A 17,616-nucleotide genomic window follows, 5' to 3' on the forward strand; every position below is an offset into this window, starting at 1 on the left:
AAGAACCTCTATACCACCAAGAGCCGGCATACGCCAAGCTTTTGGATGATATAGAGGTTCTTGTTATTTCCGGCCTTCCCGCCACCAGGCCGATTGCGGGTAATCGTCCGATCGCGCATCGACCGTCTCCCCGATCCGGGGCGTGGCGATCCGCACGCCTTGGGCGCGGGCGGCCAGCACGGCGCGCTCGACGGGATCGTCCCACGCATGGTAGCCGAGCGTGAACGCCGCCCAATGCACGGGAATCAGCAGTCCGCCCCGCACGTCGAGATGGGCTTGGACCGTTTCTTCCGGCATCATGTGGATATTGGCCCACCGGACGTCGTATTGCCCGCATTCCATCATCGTCAGATCGAACGGGCCGAACCGGTCCCCGATTTCCTTGAAATGCGCCGCATAGCCGCTGTCCCCGCTGAAGAACACCCGGTTCTCCGCTCCGATCAGGATCCACGAGCACCACAGCGAACCGTTGCGGTCGAACAGCCCGCGTCCGGAGAAATGCCGGGCGGGCGCGCATACCAGCCGTAACCCCGCGAGCTCCAGCTCGTCCCACCAGCCATGCTCGGTCACCCGCTCCGGCTCCACGCCCCAGCGAATCAATCGGTCCCGCACGCCGAGCGGAACGACGAACCGTTCGGTTTTGCCCATCAGCTTGCGGATCGACGCCTTGTCCAAGTGGTCGAAATGATCATGCGAGAGGATAATCGCGTCCAGCCGGGGAAAAGCCTCCGGCGCGAGCGGCAAAATCCCGCTGTAGCGCTTGCTTCCGAATAAACTCGGCACGGGCGAAGGCGAGTCCGAGAACATCGGGTCGAACAGCAGCCGCCTGCCTTCCAGCTCGAGCAGAAAGGCGGAATGCCCGAACCACGTGACCTGAATGCCGTGCGCATTCGGCGTCTCGGACAACGCCAAAGGCACGATCTGAATCGGCTTGGCCGGCTGTCGGTGCGGATCCCGCTTGAACTGTTCCCGCAGCATGCCGACGATCGTCCGCAGACTCATGTCCATCGGTGTCGGCACTAGATTTTCGAACTTCTTGCCCGCTCTGGCTGACATGCCCGTCCATCCCCCATCTGCTTGTAAATGCTTGTTGGAAGATAGTATAGAGGAGCGGATTGGGCCAGTCAAATCGGGCGCGTTGCCGGGCGAAACAGCCTTGTGTGCGCCGTACCTTGGCCTTCCGGACAAGTTGACACCTCGCATGCATCACGGGTACAGTAAACCCAACATGGCATAGAGGAGCTGTACGGCAATGAAGCTGGTTTCATGGAACGTCAACGGGCTGCGCGCCTGCCTGACCAAAGGATTTATGGATTATTTCTCATCCGTGGACGCGGATATTTTCTGCGTGCAGGAAACGAAGCTGCAGGAAGGCCAGATTCAACTGGAGCATGGGGAAGCGTATAAGTCGTACTGGAACTATGCGGAAAAGAAAGGCTACTCCGGTACGGCGGTATTCACCAAAACCGAGCCGATCTCCGTCCGCTACGGTATCGAGGAAGATTACGAGCCCGAAGGCCGAACGCTTACGCTCGAATTCGAAGACTTCTACCTGGTCAACGTCTACACGCCGAACGCCAAGCGCGATCTGGCCCGGCTCGATTACCGGATGGAATGGGAAGACCGCTTCCGCAACTACTTGCTGGAGCTGGATGCGAAGAAGCCCGTCATTCTCTGCGGGGACTTGAACGTCGCCCACGAAGAGATCGATCTCAAGCATCCGAAGCCGAACATGGGCAACTCCGGGTTTACGCTGGAGGAACGCAGCAAGATGACCTCGCTGCTGGAAGCCGGCTTCCTCGATTCCTTCCGCCATTTCTACCCTGACCGCAGCGATGTGTACTCGTGGTGGTCGTATATGCCGAAGGTACGGGAACGGAATGTGGGGTGGCGGATCGACTACTTCGTCGTGTCCGCGAGGCTCGCGCCTGCGCTGATCGACGCGGAGATCCATTGCGAAGTATTGGGCAGCGACCATTGTCCGGTCGTGCTGGAGCTTGATTTGGAGAAGGCATAACGGGTCCTACAAGTCCTACTACGTACAAAGGCCTGCCATGGCTTGCGGAAACATTCCGCAGTCTGGCAAGCCTTTTTTTAATGATGCTGCCAAACATGACCCGAGCCGGGGCACAGCGTGCCTCAGCTTCCGATCCCGTCCCACTCCTGCATGAAACGCGTCACGTAATCCGCCATATAGGCATGCCGCTCCTCGGCGATTTCTCGGGCCGAAGCGGTATTGATGCGGTCCTTCAGCTTCAGCAGCTTCTCGTGAAAATGGTTGATCGCCGTGCTTTTGCCCGTCCGGTATTCCCCGGGCGTCATCGCATCGCGCGGCTTTAGCTCCGGATCGTAGATCGGATCGCCCTTCCAGCCGGCATAGAGAAAGGCTCGGGCGACCGCGATCGCCCCGATGGCGTCGAGACGGTCGGCGTCCTGCACGACCCGTCCCTCCAGCGTCCGCATGGGCGGGTTGGCGCCGCCGTTATAGGACATGTTCGCGATAATGTCCATGACATGCGCGCGATCGGATTCGTCCATCGGCTGGGCGGCGAGCCAGTCCCGGACTTTGCGAAGGCCGCTTTCCTTGGAATCGTTCAGCTTCTCGTCCGCCACGTCGTGCAGCAGCGCCGCAAGCGTGCAGATGAACGTATCCGCGCCCTCCCGTTCGGCCAAATGCCGCGCCATGCGAACGACGCGGTGAATATGCCACCAATCGTGGCCGGTCACATCCCCGCCCAGCTCTTCCCGAGCGTACTGCTCCGCGGCCGCGAGAATGGCATCGTTTGTCGTTGTCGTCACGGACGGATCATCCTTTCCCTTGGAAGCTGCCGCTTTGAAGATCCCGCCACACCTTTTTGTTGCTGTACTGCCGCTCGGAGCTGATGTCCCGACCAAACCAATCCGGGGGCTCGAAGGCCGTCGCCGCCTCGATTGAATCGAATTCCACTTCAAGCACGGTCAATTGCAGCTGATCGTAACGATCGATCTCCACCACGCGGTCGCCCCATTGCGCCGTAATGCGGTCCTTCGTCAGCGGAACGAGTCCCCGAACGGACATCAACTGCTCGTAGATGCCTTCCGTAATTCCGTACTCGATCTCTTCGCGAGAAAGTCCGTTTCCCGCCTTGAACGTATGCGTGTGGTGCACCTCTCCGGTCGAGGCATCCACGAGCCTCCGGACCCGCACCTCCTGCTGGGCGTCGATCGCCAGGTACGTCTGCTCGATGCGCCGCTTCGACAGCAGCGTAATCACACCAGACTGAATGAGGTTCTCCGGCTCGTCCGCCAGCAAAAATTTCCGTTCGATCTCCAATGCCATCATGCGCAGCTCCTCTGCCAAAAATAATTTGACCCCATTATACCACCACGAGGCGCGGTATCCCTAGCGAAGGCTCCGGATGGCCGAGCACTGTGAAGGTTCGCGAGGAATCCTGCAGTAGCAGTAAAGGCAGGACCCGGCGGGACCGGCCCGATTCTGCAAGGGCAAATTGGAAAGCGGCGGGTGCCGGCCCCGACTCTGCTTGGGCGACTTGCCACGACGGGTGCGGCCCGACTCTGCTTAGGCCCATTGCCACGGCGAGTGACGGACCGACTCTGTTTGGCCGACTTACCACGACAAGTGACGGACCGACTCTGTTTGGCCGACTTGCCACGACGAGCGCCGGCCCGACTCAGTTTGGCCGACTTACCACGGCGAGCGCCGGCCCGACTCTGCTTTAGCCGACTTGCCACGGCAAGTGCCGGTCCGACTTTGCTTTAGCTGACTTGCCACGGCAAGCGCCGGCCCGACTTTGCTTTAGCTGACTTGCCACGGCAGTGCCCACCCCACTCTGCTTGGGCCGACCTGCCACGGCAAGCGCCGGCCCGACTCTGCAAGGGCCCACTTTTTCACGACGGATGCCGATCCTCTCGGCGGGAGATGATCTGCCCCGCAAAATTAAGTGCATATATGCAGTTATTCATCCCGCTAAATGCCCACAGCCCGGAAATAACTGCATATATGCAGCTAATCGGCCTATTTCTTGCGTTTTTGAGGCAGAATCACATAAATAGATGCATATTTGCATCTATTTTGCTCAGGGCTCGTTACAAGTTAGGAATAACTGCATATTTGCATCTATTTCGCAGGGCCGGATATTCAAATAGGCAGGGATAAGCAGAAAAGGGCAAGGACAGGCAAATTAAACGAGTCTAGCGAGGCGGCAGCGTCCCTACGTTCGCCGATGTGCCCGCACAACAAACCCTGCCGAACTCCCGCATTCTGCCAACACAACAAACCCTACGTACTCCTGCTTCCTGCCAGCACCACAAGCCCTGCCGAACTCCTGCATCCTGCCCGCACAACAAACCCTACCGTGCTCCTTCGTCCTGCCAGCACAACAAACCCTACGTACTCCTGCATTCTGCCCGCACAACAAACCCCTGCGTGCTCCTGCGTCCTGCCAACACAACAAGCCCTACCGTGCTCCTGCATCCTGATCGCACAACAAACACTACGTACTCCTGCGTACTGCCAGCACAACAAACCCTTCGTACTCCTGCGTCCTGCACGCACAACAAACCCTACCGTGCTCCTGCATCCTGACCGCACAACAAAAGCCCGTCTCCCTGAAGGGAAACGGGTTTCCGTGCTAGCACACTGTATGCGCGTCCAAGCGCAGCGTCAGTTCGACATGCGGATACGGACAACCAGATCATGCCGGAACGCCGGCAGCGGCAGAACCGCGGCCCCGCCCTGCATGCGAATGGCCGGAGAGGCCATTCCCGTAACCGGATCGTAGCAGCTGGCGAGGTACGCGCCTTCAGGCAGCTGCACGCGCAGCTCCGTCTCCAGCGGTTCGCCCGCGCCAGCTTTGGTGAGCTCCCGCTCATCCGCCAGATAGATGCTGTAGTCCTCGCCCGGAATGCCGAAGACCACCGCCAGCGTATGGGCCGGCTCTTCAGCGACCACGTCCGTGAGCGGACGCGCGCGAACGAGATCGAGACTATGCACATACGCGGACAAGTGCTTCATCCACGTGCGGATATGGCGCTGCGAGTCGGGCGTGCCCGTTTCCACGTAGATGTTGATGGAGAAGTCGATGTAATCGTAGTGGCAGCCGCTCAGCAAGGTGGTCCACGCTCTTTTGCGATGAATGGTCCAGCCTTCGGCGTCCTTGTACTGGCTCGCCACGTTGTCTTCGTCGTAATTGAGCGGCTTCGATTCGCCTGCGGTCGCCAGGCAATAATCCCTTACCGCGCGCAGGTTCAGCTGCTTGGACATGAATTCGCCCATATGATAGCTCTTGTCGCCGTATGTGGTGTTCGGAAGAGGGTGCATATTGACGACCTCGATACCGAAAACGCCAAACGAATAATCCGAGGACTGCTCCCACGGCTCGTAGGTGAATGCCTCTTGCCCGACGACGAGATGCCGGTTCGGCAGGTTCGCTTCCGTGAGGCGGATCTCGTCCCGGATCGCCATTTGCCACAGATCCACTTCCGCCGGCGATGGATGGCCGCTCTCCGCGCCGCCGAACTGACCGCCGGGCTCGTTGCAAATTTCATAGATGATGTTGTCGTACTTGTTCGTCTCTTCCACGATTTTGCGGACATGCGCCAGCTGGTACGCGAGAATCTTCGGATTCCGCTGCGTATTGTAGGTCATCCACTCGATCGTCTCGACGTCGTTCACGTTGTTCGACGCATTGAGCGGATTAAGATCCCACACGGCAGGTTGGTACGTGTTGCTGAGCAAGGTGACCTCGACGATGATGCCGTAGTCCGACGCGAGTGACAGGAAACGGTGAAGCCGGTCGAAGAACTCGGGGTTCCACGCGTCCAGGTCGAACTTCGGCTGGCCGTCGATGGCTTTGCCGGGCCCCGTGCGCTTGAACGGGGTGACGAAATCCGGCGACTCCGGCTTGCAGGTCGAATACGGATTGATCGTCATTTGATACTCGCGGAACAGGACGAACAGCCTCGTCAGCGTCTGCTGCTTCTCTGCGGCATCGGCGAGATATTTCTCAAAATTAAACGGGCGGTTCATGACGGCCCCGTAATGCTCCGTCGCGCAAACCAGCATCAGCGGCTTGCCCCGGAATTCGAATATTCGGTTGTTGTCCGGGTGAATTCGGATTGGAATGTTTCCCATGATAACCTCCAAGCGATAAGTTTAAGGCACGCAGCGTTGAGTATTCGCTAAGCCCGAAATTCGATCACGTACGTTTCGAACGGCTGAAGCGTTACGGGGCCATCCTGCGATAGAGGTTTCTGCCCCCCGCTTCGCTCGGCGCTTTCCTCTGCAGCCGCGGACGCTGGCTGTACCGCATCGTCTCGCAGGCGCGAGATGGCCGCGATTGGCTGCTGCCATTCGCTCAAATCAATCAAGACGGACTGCTCGTCGGCCGTCAAATTCGCGAGCAGGACGACGACACGATCCTGCCTGCAAAGGCCCAGCGCTGCCACGCGGGATGGGTCCAGCCCATCGACCTGCAGCGCCTCGCCGTTCTTGAACTCACCGATCAGCTTCATAGCTGCGTGTGCCGGATATACGTTCTCGCCATCCTCTTGCATGAAGCCGAGCGGCCCGAAAGCTTCGAAATAATTGGCGGAGGCGATCCCCTCGCGCGCCAACTGCGCAACCGAGCCGATCAGCCACGCCGCCGCGAACGACGACGGCTGGCGCGGATCCAGCTGATTCCCGCGGTCCCGCGAGCGTTGGACGCCTTCTTCGCCCGCCGAGTAGGGATTCATGCGCTGCTTCAGCGTTACGGCGCCGATGCGCACCGGCATGTCTCGCCTTGCTGCCATCGCCGTTCGGCAGACGACGCCTTGGGCGGGAAGCGTCTCCGCAATGGACGCCAAGTCCGAGGCATGGACCTGAGGATTGATCGCGAACTCCGCAAAATCCCAGGAGAGCCCCAAGGGCAGCACCACCCGGTTCAGCTCCGCGAAATTTCCGCGCGAGCCGCCGCCGACTTCGATGCCTGCCCCTGCACTGCCTACTGCACTGGTGACTGCTCCGGTTTCGGAACCCGCCGCCGCTTCAATGCAGGCATCTGTCCCGACGCCTGCCCCGGTGCCTGCACCTGCTCCTGCGCCTGCTTCGGCGCCCGCTTCGTCCAGCAGCCGTTTGAACAGCGCCACCATGCCGTCGTCCGTGACGTAACGGCATGCGTTCAACGAAGCGCCGTACAGCTCCGCAGCGGTCTGCGGCACGTCCAGCGCCGCTGCCGGAAATAAGGCAACGCGCACCGGCGCGGGCGCCAGCCCGGCAATCGCCGCGGCAGCATCCCGCAGCGCCTCCTCGCCCGGGCCCGCGATCAGCTGCAGCTCGTAGGCGATGCCGAGCTCCCGCGCAAGCTGAGCGGCCGCTCCTACGCGCGCTTTCCAATCCGGCAGCGCCAGCTCCGCCTCGCAGCGCAGCTGCGAGAGACCGAGCTCGCTTAGGCGGCCGACCACGCGCGCGGGCGGCGCGCCGTCCATCGGAGGCAGCAGCGTGCCGAGCGCCGGAAGCGCGGAGGCCTGCTCCCTTCGGACGACAGCGTGCAACCGCTCTCGACCACCTCCGGCGTCGCGCGCTTGCTGACCGCCCCGCGAACCGGCATCCTCCGATACGTCGATCGTCACGGCCTGCATGACTTTCGCTCCCTGCTGCATGACGACGGGGTACGGCAGCCGAAGCGGCGTGCAGAACGTTTTGAACGAACCGTCCGTCCAATTCCGCTGATCCTCCGTCTGGAACAGATCGCCGAGAAACCGGATATGCGTCGTCACGCCGCCGGCATGAATCCGCATGCCTTTAAGCTCCGTGAAAGGGTCACCCGGCGATACGAGCTCCGGAAAACGGCCGAGCACGATACCGTCCGGCGTCGTCGCCTCGACGCAGGCGCCCGCGCTGTCCATGGGATGCAGCAGGCAGAAGCCGAGCCTATTCTTGCGGAACGCGTTTCTCGCCTCGCCGTCCATCGACATCGACACCCTGCCGATGGCAGACAGCCGAATGATGATCGCGCAGCCGAAATCCACTTCGCCGCCACGGTAATTTAACCGATACGTAATCTGTACCGCATCCTCGTCCTCATGAAAACGCAGCTCCGAAACTTTGCCGATCGCGCTGCCCCAATCCTGGTCCCGCAAGGTGGGATGCAAGTGGCGGAGCAGCTCGACCGAGCCGTACCGGATATATTTCAAGGATCCGTCCTCCATGAAGTCGGCGGTCATCCGTCCGGCGCGCAGCCGGCGCAAAGGGCGGATCAGCCCCGCGCCTCCGAATAGAGCTTCCTCGTTCTTCATGCGCTTCTTCACCCCTCTCTCATGCTTGCAAAAGCAGCTAACGAATCCCTATTTCCGCTATTTCTTACTCGGCCTGCGGCTGACGGGCTAGAATCGGATGAAGCACCCCGGTCAGCGGCTCGCCGACTTGGTGGTTATAGCCGTCAGTGACTAGATGCGCCTTGCCGTCATAGGTCGCGCCGTCTTGATAATAAATGATGGCCAACGCGCGGCGCGGACGATCCGTGTTGTTGGCGTGGGCGTAATGGAACGTCAGGCCGTCGTGGAACGTGCAGCTGCCCGCTTTCATCCGGCAGATGACGGGATTGCGTTTCTCCGCGTCCGTGCCCTTCGCGAAATCGTCCAGATCGATGTGCTCCGTCAGGTCATGCGGCTTCAGCTTGCCGACCTTGTGCGAGCCCGGCACGAACATCATGCAGCCGTTGTTCTCGTCGACGTCGTCGAGCGCGATCCAGATCGAAATCGCCCCGGATTCCTTGATCGGCCACGACGGAAAATCCTGATGCCAGGCCGTCGGCTTGGAATCCTTCGGGTTCTTGATCAAAGCATGATCATGGAAGAAGCGGACGGCGTCCGCTCTCAGCAGGCGTCGCGCTGCTTCCGCGAGCCGCGGATGGAACGAAAACGCGCCATAGCGGGCATGGTCGCGCCATACGTTCACGCGCTGGTTCAGCACTTTGAAATAGAGGCTTTGTCGGTCCGGCTTATGGTGCAGCGTATCGTTGTCCATGCTCATCAGCTCGTCGGTAATTTCCCGGAGCACCGCTAATTCCTCAGGCATCAGGATATTGTCCACTTGAACGAAGCCGTTCGTTTGGTAGAAATCGACCTGTTCCTGCGATACGGGACTGTTCGAATCCGTGTTGGCTTGCACGTTCATTGGCGCCGATCCTCCTAGGATTCATTGTTGAACCGCGCCAGCTTCTTCAAGAAGCCGGGCCGCGTCAGCACATCGCGGTTGACGACGTTCGTCGGCAGCAGGCCGCGCGATACGTCCTTGATCGCCTGGGTCGTCTCTTGCCACAGGCCTTCGTACATCTCCGATGTCCAGCACACGCTGTGAGGCGTCAGGACGACATTGTCCATCCGTTTCAGCGGCGAATCGCTGACGAAAGGCTCCTCCTCGAACACGTCGAGCCCGGCCCCCCGAATCCAGCCCTCTTCGAGCGCTTGGATGAGCGCTTTCTCGTCCACGATGCCGCCGCGCGCCGTATTGATGAGGAATGCGCTCGGCTTCATGGCGCGCAGCTGCGGCTCGCCGATGAGGTGGAACGTTTCCTTGGAGAGGAAGCAGTTCACCGCCATGAAGTCCGAACGCTCGCAGAGCGTCTGCAGATCGACGAGCTCGACGCCGGCAGCGGCCGCGACGGCCGGGTCTACGAACGGGTCGTAGGCGATGTGCTGCATGTCGAAGCCCGCGGCCATACGGAACATTTCACGCGCGATGTTGCCGAGGCCGATCGAGCCGAGCGTCATCCCCGTAATGCGGTACCCCGGATAATCGGTCCGATCGTTCCAGCGTCCTTCGCGGACGAGCCGGCCTTTGACCGGCAACCGGTGCGCCAGCGCCAACAGATGCGTAATGATCGCGTACGCGACCGGCTTGCGCACGCCCTGCGGCGTAATCGTCACCGCGATATCGGCTTCCGTGCAAGCCTGCACGTCCACCATGTCGTAGCCGACGCCATAGCGCGCGATGACGATCAGCCGATCGGCTGCCTCCTGCAGCGCTTCCGCGGCGTACCGCGGCGTCAGGCTGATGATGCCGTCGTAGGCACGCAGCTGCTCGGCCGTCACCGGATTGACGTGCTCGTTGAAATACGCGGTCTCGATTCCCGCTTCGCCGGAGAGCAGCTTCGTTCCCGTCGATCCGAAAGCGGGCTCGCCCCGTTCGTTCAGAAAATCCCGCGTCAGTCCCAGCTGAAATTGCGCCACGGGTGCACCTCCATCGTCTATAGGTTGCTTTTGCATCTATTAATCAGGCCGCCAAGGCCCTCTATTCCATAAGGAAAACGACGTTATCCAGCACTTCCATGCCGCCGGTCGTCACGTCCGTCACGAGCACCTCCGACATGTACGCCTCCCAGCGTTGCGTGCCGGGATCGGCTTGGAACTCCGCCCATGCTTCGTGAAAATCCCGCTCGTTCTCGATCGTGGCGTAGAGCTTGTTGCCTTTCATGAACGTCACGAAGTTGCTGAAGCCGGCCGACTTGAGCGCGGCGATGACCTCTGGCCATACATTGTCGTGCCTGCGGGCATATTCCTCCTCGGACCCCGGCTTGCACTCGTAGAAAAACATATATCTCCGCTTAGCCAATACGTTCGACCTTCTCTCCCACTTGGTATGCTTTCTCGATAATCCGCATCGTCTTCAAATACTCTTCGCCCGACGTGGCGAACGGCGCGCCGCTCTCCAGTCCTGCGACAAAATGCCGGTGCAGCCGGTTATGGCTCTCCTGAAACTCCTCCGGTTCGCGGGGCACCTGCTCGACGCTTCCGTCCGTGCGCAGCAGGAACATCTCGCCGTCCGCCGTCAGGCGCAGCGTCGCGTCGCTTCCCTCGATGACGACGTATTCCATGAGATTCTCGCCGTCCGGCTGGTTGTAGCCGCCGTCGCGGAATTCGCGCGCCGCCCAACTGGCTTCGATCATGCCCGTCATGGCGGGGTGATGCAGGATCAAAATCGCCAGATCGTCGCCCTTGATATGCGGACTGACCCGCTTCACGACTGCCGTAATGCCTTCGGGATCACCGAATAACGAACGGTAGCTGTCGATATAATGCGGACCCATCTCATACAGCAGCAGGCGGTCCATCTCGCGAAAATACGGCTGCGTCATCTTGGCCGGATCGTCGAAACGCGGCGTGAAGTACCACTTCGCGCTCACCTTCGCGTACGATACCTCGCCAAGCACGCCGCTATCCAACACCCGCTTCATCGCCAAATAGTGGCCCTGCCACCGCCAGCCCTCCGCAACCATCAGCCGCACGCCTTCTTCCTGGCAGGTCGCGACCATGCGCTCGCATTCCTCGATCGTCGGCGCGAACGGTTTCTGGCAGAGCACATGCTTGCCGGCCCTCGCCGCCGTCTCGGTCAACTGCAGATGCGAATCCGGACGCGTGATGACGTCGACGATGTCGATCTCCGCCGCCTCCAACGCAGCGGGGAGCGTCGTGAACAGCTGCGCCTCCGACAACCCGTACATGGCGGCTTTCTTGGCCAGCTTCGGCGGATTGCGGTCGACGATCGCCGCGATCCTCACGTTCGGTACCGACAACCATGCGCGAAAATGCACATCCGACCAGTAGCCCATCCCCACCAGACATACGTTCCATGTTTTCTTCACCGGCCGGTCTCCTTTCAAATGTTCTCGTGCGTCGGCCCGCAAGCTGGAGCCGAAGCTGATGCTTGCGGGCCTTGCCTATCGTGAAATGCCGCTACGTACTCTCACTGGCCTAATGCCGAGCGGCAACAACCTGTTATTGCTTGCCGAGATCATATTGGATGTACACCATCCGGGTCTGCAGGTACTCCTCCAGGCCATGCTTGCCGTCCGCGCCGCCGATGCCGGATTTGCGCCAGCCGGCGTGGAACCCTTGCATCGCTTCGAAGTTCTCGCGGTTGACGTACGTCTCGCCGAATTTGATCTCCCGGCAGGCCCGCATCGCGATGTCGAGGTTCTGCGTGTAGATCGACGACGTGAGGCCGTACTCGGAGTCGTTGGCCATCGCGACGGCTTCGTCCAGATCGTCGAACACGACGACCGGCAGCACAGGTCCGAAAATCTCCTTGTGCATGATCTCGAAATCCTGCTTCACGCCCGTCAGCACGGTCGGTTCGAAATAGAAGCCGCTGCCGCGGTCGGCCCGTTTGCCGCCGGTCACGAGCTGCGCGCCCGATCCAAGCGCGCCCGCAACGAGCGACTCGACCTTGCGGAAACCCTGCTCGTTGATCAGCGGACCCATGTCGACCGTCAGGTCGGTCAGCGGGTTGCCGTAATGCACGCTGCTCATCTCCGCCGCCAGCTTGCTGATGAACTCATCCGCCGCTTTGCGCTGCACGTACACCCGCTCCGCGCAGTTGCACACTTGGCCGCTATTGATGATGCGGGAATCGCGGATGCTTCTTGCCGCGAGATCCAGGTTGGCATCGTTCATGACGATGGCCGGCGCCTTGCCGCCGAGCTCCAGCGATACTTTCGTGATATTGCGGGAAGCCGCTGCCATGATCCGCGAACCCGTGTCGACGCTGCCGGTGAAGCTGATCATGCCGATCTTCGCGTTCGCCGAGATCTCTTGGCCGACCGTCGCGCCGCGTCCGAACACGACGTTGAACACGCCCGGAGGCAGGTCCGTCTCCGCCACCAGCTTGGCGAATTCGTAGCAGTTGTTCGGCGTCTCTTCGCTCGGCTTGATGACGATCGTGTTGCCGGTCAGCAGAGCCGGCGCCATTTTTCGCGCGATCAGGAAGAACGGGAAGTTCCATGGCAGGATGCCCCCGACGACGCCGATCGGCATCTTGAACATGAAAATATGCTCGTTCGGGCGGTCGCTCTGGATGATTTCGCCCTCGTACCTTCTCGCCCACTCCGCCATGTAGTCGATGTAGTCGGCCGTGAAGTTCGCTTCCACCGTGGCGAGGCCCATGATCTTGCCCTGCTCCTCGGCGATCGTGCGCGCCAAGCGGTCGGCGTTGTCGCGGATCTTCTGCGCGATCTTGCGCAGGTAGCCCGCGCGTTCGATCGCCGGACGCTTCGCCCAAGCCGCTTGCGCGCTCTCGGCCGCATCGATGGCATGCCGCGTTTCCTCGACCGTGCTGTCCGGAATGCGAGAGATGATCTCGCCCGTCGAAGGGTTGATGACGTCAATCGTGCCGGAAGCCGTCGAATCCACGAACGCGCCGCCGATAAAATTCGCGAATCTTGTCTCTTTGCTCATGCGCACACCTCTTTTTGGTTTATTAAAATCTTATGGCAAAGGCATGGACCTGCGGTCGGTATGGGTCTACGATTGCTGTTGTAGTCCAGATTTCCTCGATTATATAAGTGAGTAGAGGTAGAAATCTGACTACAAAGGCAACCGCTTCGCTTCTCCGACTCCAAACCGCCCTCCGGTCCACTTTTTCTCCATTCTCCGACCTCCGTCGGCGAATGCAAACCAATCGCCCAGACCTTGCTCACGAAGCGGGCGAATGCTGCATTCTCCGACCCTTTCGAGGAAGCTGGTGAATGCTGCATTCTCCGACCTCCGTCGGAGAACGCAAACCAATCCATGCTCACGAAGCTGGTGAATGCTGCATTCTCCGACCTCCGTCGGCGAACGCAAACCAATCACCTTACGCAAACCAATCCATGCTCACGAAGCTGGTGAATGCTGCATTCTCCGACCTCCGTCGGCGAACGCAAACCAATCACCTTACGCAAACCAATCCATGCTCACGAAGCTGGCGAATGCTGCATTCTCCGACCCTTTCGAGGAAGCTGGTGAATGCTGCATTCTCCGACCTCCGTCGGAGAACGCAAACCAATCACCTTACGCAAACCATTCACCTCAAAACCACAAATGCGGCTTCGTCTCTCTCCCCAGCCTCCGCATTGCGCTTTCCGCGGAGCGGATCATCAGGCCGAGGTCCGAGCCGAGCCCGACCATGTTGAAGCCTTGGCCGTACCTCAGTTGCGCGTCGCTCTCGTTCATGCTCATGATGCCGGAGGCGACGCCCGCGCGCTCGGCGGTCTCGCGGACGTGAAGGATTTTCTCCGCCACGCCCGGCCCTTCCCAATCGCCCAAGTAACCGTACGTCGCCGACAGGTCGGCCGGACCGAAGAAGATGGCTTCCAGCCCGGGCACCTGCAGGATGCGGTCGATGTCCTCGACGGCCTGCCGCGTCTCGATCAGCGGAATGACCAGCGTTTCCTCGTTTGCGTCCTTAAGGTAATCCTGCATCCCCATGCCCCACTTCACCGACCGCTCGCCGCCGATGCCGCGCACGCCCTGCATCGGATAACGCGCGAAGCTCATGCCGAGAGCCAAGTCCTCGTGCCCGCGGACGAGCGGCAGCAGCACGCCGTGCGCGCCGATGTCGAGCACCCGCTTCACGATGCCCTGTTCGATGCTCGGCACCCGCACGAGCGCCGCCGTGTTCGAGCCGCGCACCGTTCTGACATGCTCCATGACTTCCTTCAGTCCTAAATGTCCGTGTTCCATATCGACGCAGATCCAGTCTGCGCCCATCATGATCGCCGCTTCCGTAATCGACGGGCTCTCCAGCGTCACCCATACGCCAAGCGTCTGCTGCTTCGCTTGCAATTTGCGGCGCAGCGGATTGCGCGCTCCCTCCTGCTGTGTCAACCGGGTTCCTCCTCCTTTATGCTCAAAACGATATTTCGCTGCTTGGCATCTTGCGTATATACTTAAATTGTAGCGCTTTCATGAACGGAGTCATTGACCCTGCTTTACCTGTTCTATACGAAATATGACTTTATGAACGGACGGTGTTCGAAGATGAAAACGACGTTTTTTTTCGACAATATCGCGGAACCTGTCATCATTCCCTTCACGCCGCTCCCTGTCTCCAGCAAGCTTCCGTACCAGCTTTGCACGATCGGCCATGTCCACTTTGCCGCAAAATTCTATACGGAGCGCGAGAAGCAGAAAAACTACCAGATCATCTACACGGAATCGGGCAGCGGGGTGCTCCATTACGAGGGCAAACGCTATGTGCTGGAGAGAAACCAAGCGGTGCTCATCCACTGTGGCGGCTCCCACCGCTACCACACCGGTGCGACGGGCACGTGGAAATACCGGTTCATGCATATCAAGGGCACGGGCTGTCCGGCCTTCTACGAAACCATTAACCCGAGCGGCCTGCAGCCGGTCATCCTGCAGCATTCCTCGGAATTCAATTACTGCTTCGACAAGCTGATGAAATGCGTCGAGGACGGCGACCATCGCAGCGATCTGGCGATTCCGGCCCTCATAATGCGCATTCTGACGGAGCTCTCGCTGAACCGGGGCATGCACGGGAACGCGCGCAAGTCGGACTATCACCAGCAGGTGATTGAGGAAGCGATTGCCTTCATGGAAACGCAGCTGGGACGCGGGGATTTCAGCGTCGCGGAGGTCGCGCGGAACGCGGGGTTCAACGAAAGCTACTTCTCCCGCTTGTTCAAACGGATGACGGGCACCTCCACGCAGGAATATCTCATGCGCCTGCGGATCGACCGCTCGAAGCATCTATTGAAGAAGACCCTTCAATCCGTCTCCGATGTCGCCTACGAGGTCGGCTTCGAGAACGTCAACGTCTACATCCGCGACTTCAAGAAGCTGACGGGCGTGACGCCGTTGAAATATAGATTGTACGCGGACGGGGTTTGACGGTGTCAGATCGATTGCCCCGCTGCGATTCCAGTTATGTCTCTCCGAACGCTGAACGCGTCTCGGTCCATTCACGAAATCTCAATCTCCCGTTGACGTTTCCTGTATATTCCATCGTTATACTCTCGCATGGAATGACACTTTGACTTGAGGAGATGAATTCGTGTACAAGAATCGAATCGCCCCGTTCTCGAATGTCTTCAAAACCGCCGCGCTCGGCACGCTTGCCTTGACGCTGGCCGCGGTTCCGTTGACGGCGCCCAAGCATGCTTACGCTGCCAATGGCACGCCCAACTACGAAGTGAAACTGACCTTGAACCCTGCAGCGGTACTGGATGCCAGCCAAAACTTGACCAGCGCCGTACGCAGCGAGTTCGGTACCGGCACCTCCGTCAAAAAATACAGGGTGCAGTACATGGATACTGCTCAACAGGACCTGCAGACGGCAGGCTGGGGCGACCGCATCCGCAAGCGCGACGACCAGAGCACGCATGAGATTCAATTCAAGAAGCGATATCCCGTCACCGGCGGCAATATTAACGCGGCGCTGACGCAGGCGGCAAACGAAGGGCTCGACTCCTCGTCCGGCTTCGATTTCCAAGTCGACTGGGGCTATTCGCAGCAGACGCTGAGCGTCCAGTACGAGAAGGACGTCACGGTATCCGGTTCCAGCGGCAGCGGTTTGAAGATGCCGGACCAAACCGTTTCCCGCACCGTCTCGAACAGCAATGCGCCGACGAAATTCAAGAATTGGACTAGCACCGGCTGGGGCACGAACCAACTGAATGCCTCCGTCGTGTACGGACCGGTGGACTTCAAGCGTTATACCGGCGAGTTCAATGACCTCGACCTTGACATCGAGGTATGGACGGTCATCAATGAAGCCAAGACAGGCAATGAATATTGGGTCGAAGCTTCGTTCAAGACGGACAGCTTCAGCGAAGCGAGCGCCGACCGCGCCGAACTCATCGATCTGCTTCGCGATAAGGGCTGGCTCGTCGAGCAGGATCTGCTGCGCACGAGCCAGATTATCGATCGTTACGCGCCAGCGCCGCAGGCGCCGGATACGACCGCCCCGTCCGCGCCGGCCGGCCTGACGGCCGCAGCTGCGTCCAGCAGCGCAATCAACCTGGCCTGGACCGCAGCGACGGACAACGTCGGGGTTACGGGATACGATGTGTACCAGAACGGTCTGCTTCTCGGCTCTACGACCGGTACGACCTATAGCAGCACGGGCCTGACCGCTTCGACCGCGTACAGCTACTACGTGAAAGCGAAGGACGCGGCGAACAACGTCTCCGCGGCAAGCAGCACGGCAAGCGCAACGACGCAGCCGGCAGGCAGCGGCGGCATCCTGTACTATTCGATCAACGGCAGCACGGGCGCTTATATCGAAGCGGAAGCCTACACGTCGAAGAACGGGAATTTCGCGGCCGCATCCTGCTCCGTCTGCTCCGGCAGCCAAGACATGGAGACGTCGAACGGCTCCGGCAACGCGGACACGAACCTCATCGCCTACAGCATCGACGTGGCGAACGGCGGCTCCTTCTACGTGCACGTGCTCGGCAGCGGCCCCGACAGCAGCTCCGACAGCTTCAATGTCGCGGTGGACGGCGGCAGCAATCTGCAGGTGACGACCTCGTCCAACAATTCTTGGATCTGGAAGAAAACGAGCACCGTCTCCATCCCGTCCGGCACGCACACGCTGTACGTTAAAGTGCGCGAAGACGGCGCGAAGATCGATAAAATCTATCTCTCGAAGTCCAGCACGGCACCGACCGGCCTCGGCGGGACGGCGCTGACGCCTTCCTATCGCTAAGCGATCATACGAGGAACGGACAGGCGAAAATAATCATGCGGCAAAACGATCGACTCGAAGAAACCCCGTGTCTCGCCGAAGACGCGGGGTTTCTCTCGTTCCAAAATAAAATTCCAGCCCATGTCAATTCCACCAATTGACAAGCG

14 protein-coding genes are annotated in these 17,616 nt (G+C 60.0%); 3 read left to right on the plus strand and 11 right to left on the minus strand.

From position 1 onward, the window contains the following. Positions 1-63: 63 nt before the first annotated feature. Positions 64-1,056 (minus strand): MBL fold metallo-hydrolase, encoded by a 993-nt coding sequence (locus tag AC0YNU_RS20540; protein ID WP_475760061.1) that lies wholly within the window; start codon positions 1,054-1,056, stop codon positions 64-66. A gap of 196 nt (positions 1,057-1,252) precedes the next feature. Here AC0YNU_RS20540 and AC0YNU_RS20545 point away from each other — a divergent pair, with 196 nt between their 5' ends. Beyond that, a complete protein-coding gene (locus AC0YNU_RS20545) occupies positions 1,253-2,017 on the plus strand; it encodes an exodeoxyribonuclease III (protein WP_475760063.1) in 765 nt (254 codons plus the stop codon). Positions 2,018-2,139: 122 nt separating this feature from the next. On the opposite strand, the gene AC0YNU_RS20550 is transcribed toward AC0YNU_RS20545, so the two are convergent. The 10 genes from AC0YNU_RS20550 to AC0YNU_RS20595 all read right to left on the minus strand — a co-directional run bounded on the left by AC0YNU_RS20550 (position 2,140) and on the right by AC0YNU_RS20595 (position 14,625). Next, the gene (locus AC0YNU_RS20550; protein ID WP_475760065.1) at positions 2,140-2,799 is read right to left on the minus strand and encodes an HD domain-containing protein; all 660 of its coding nucleotides are present in this window, start codon (positions 2,797-2,799) and stop codon (positions 2,140-2,142) included. Positions 2,800-2,806: 7 nt separating this feature from the next. Beyond that, on the minus strand, positions 2,807-3,319 hold the full coding sequence (locus AC0YNU_RS20555; RefSeq protein ID WP_475760416.1) for a CYTH domain-containing protein: 513 nt from the start codon (positions 3,317-3,319) through the stop codon (positions 2,807-2,809). 1,344 nt (positions 3,320-4,663) lie between these two features. Beyond that, complete coding sequence (locus AC0YNU_RS20560) at positions 4,664-6,133, minus strand: DUF6298 domain-containing protein (RefSeq protein WP_475760067.1); 1,470 nt, start codon at positions 6,131-6,133, stop codon at positions 4,664-4,666. A gap of 47 nt (positions 6,134-6,180) precedes the next feature. After that, positions 6,181-8,277 carry a D-apionate lactonase family protein gene (locus AC0YNU_RS20565; RefSeq protein ID WP_475760069.1) on the minus strand — a complete coding sequence of 699 codons (2,097 nt, stop codon included), beginning with the start codon at positions 8,275-8,277 and terminating at the stop codon, positions 6,181-6,183. A gap of 64 nt (positions 8,278-8,341) precedes the next feature. Further along, positions 8,342-9,157, minus strand: a complete 816-nt coding sequence (locus AC0YNU_RS20570) for a phytanoyl-CoA dioxygenase family protein (protein ID WP_475760071.1) — start codon at positions 9,155-9,157, stop codon at positions 8,342-8,344. A 14-nt stretch (positions 9,158-9,171) separates the two neighbouring features. Continuing rightward, positions 9,172-10,212, minus strand: a complete 1,041-nt coding sequence (locus tag AC0YNU_RS20575) for an NAD(P)-dependent oxidoreductase (protein WP_475760073.1) — start codon at positions 10,210-10,212, stop codon at positions 9,172-9,174. A gap of 61 nt (positions 10,213-10,273) precedes the next feature. Then, entirely contained in the window at positions 10,274-10,594 is a 321-nt protein-coding gene (locus tag AC0YNU_RS20580; RefSeq protein WP_475760075.1) for an L-rhamnose mutarotase, read from the minus strand. Beyond that, positions 10,587-11,624 (minus strand): Gfo/Idh/MocA family protein, encoded by a 1,038-nt coding sequence (locus AC0YNU_RS20585; RefSeq protein ID WP_475760077.1) that lies wholly within the window; start codon positions 11,622-11,624, stop codon positions 10,587-10,589. Before AC0YNU_RS20585 ends, AC0YNU_RS20580 begins: the two co-directional genes overlap by 8 nt. Positions 11,625-11,757: 133 nt before the next feature. Beyond that, complete coding sequence (aldA, locus tag AC0YNU_RS20590) at positions 11,758-13,215, minus strand: aldehyde dehydrogenase (RefSeq protein ID WP_475760079.1); 1,458 nt, start codon at positions 13,213-13,215, stop codon at positions 11,758-11,760. A 612-nt stretch (positions 13,216-13,827) separates the two neighbouring features. Then, positions 13,828-14,625: an HpcH/HpaI aldolase family protein gene (locus AC0YNU_RS20595; protein ID WP_475760081.1), complete on the minus strand. Its 798-nt coding sequence runs from the start codon at positions 14,623-14,625 to the stop codon at positions 13,828-13,830. Positions 14,626-14,778: 153 nt separating this feature from the next. On the opposite strand from AC0YNU_RS20595, the gene AC0YNU_RS20600 reads away from it, so the two are divergent. After that, positions 14,779-15,651: an AraC family transcriptional regulator gene (locus AC0YNU_RS20600; protein WP_475760082.1), complete on the plus strand. Its 873-nt coding sequence runs from the start codon at positions 14,779-14,781 to the stop codon at positions 15,649-15,651. Positions 15,652-15,814: 163 nt separating this feature from the next. After that, positions 15,815-17,470, plus strand: coding sequence for a fibronectin type III domain-containing protein (locus tag AC0YNU_RS20605; protein WP_475760084.1), 1,656 nt, complete (start codon positions 15,815-15,817; stop codon positions 17,468-17,470). Positions 17,471-17,616 lie beyond the last annotated feature (146 nt).

The organism is Paenibacillus sp. J31P316, assembly GCF_056269105.1.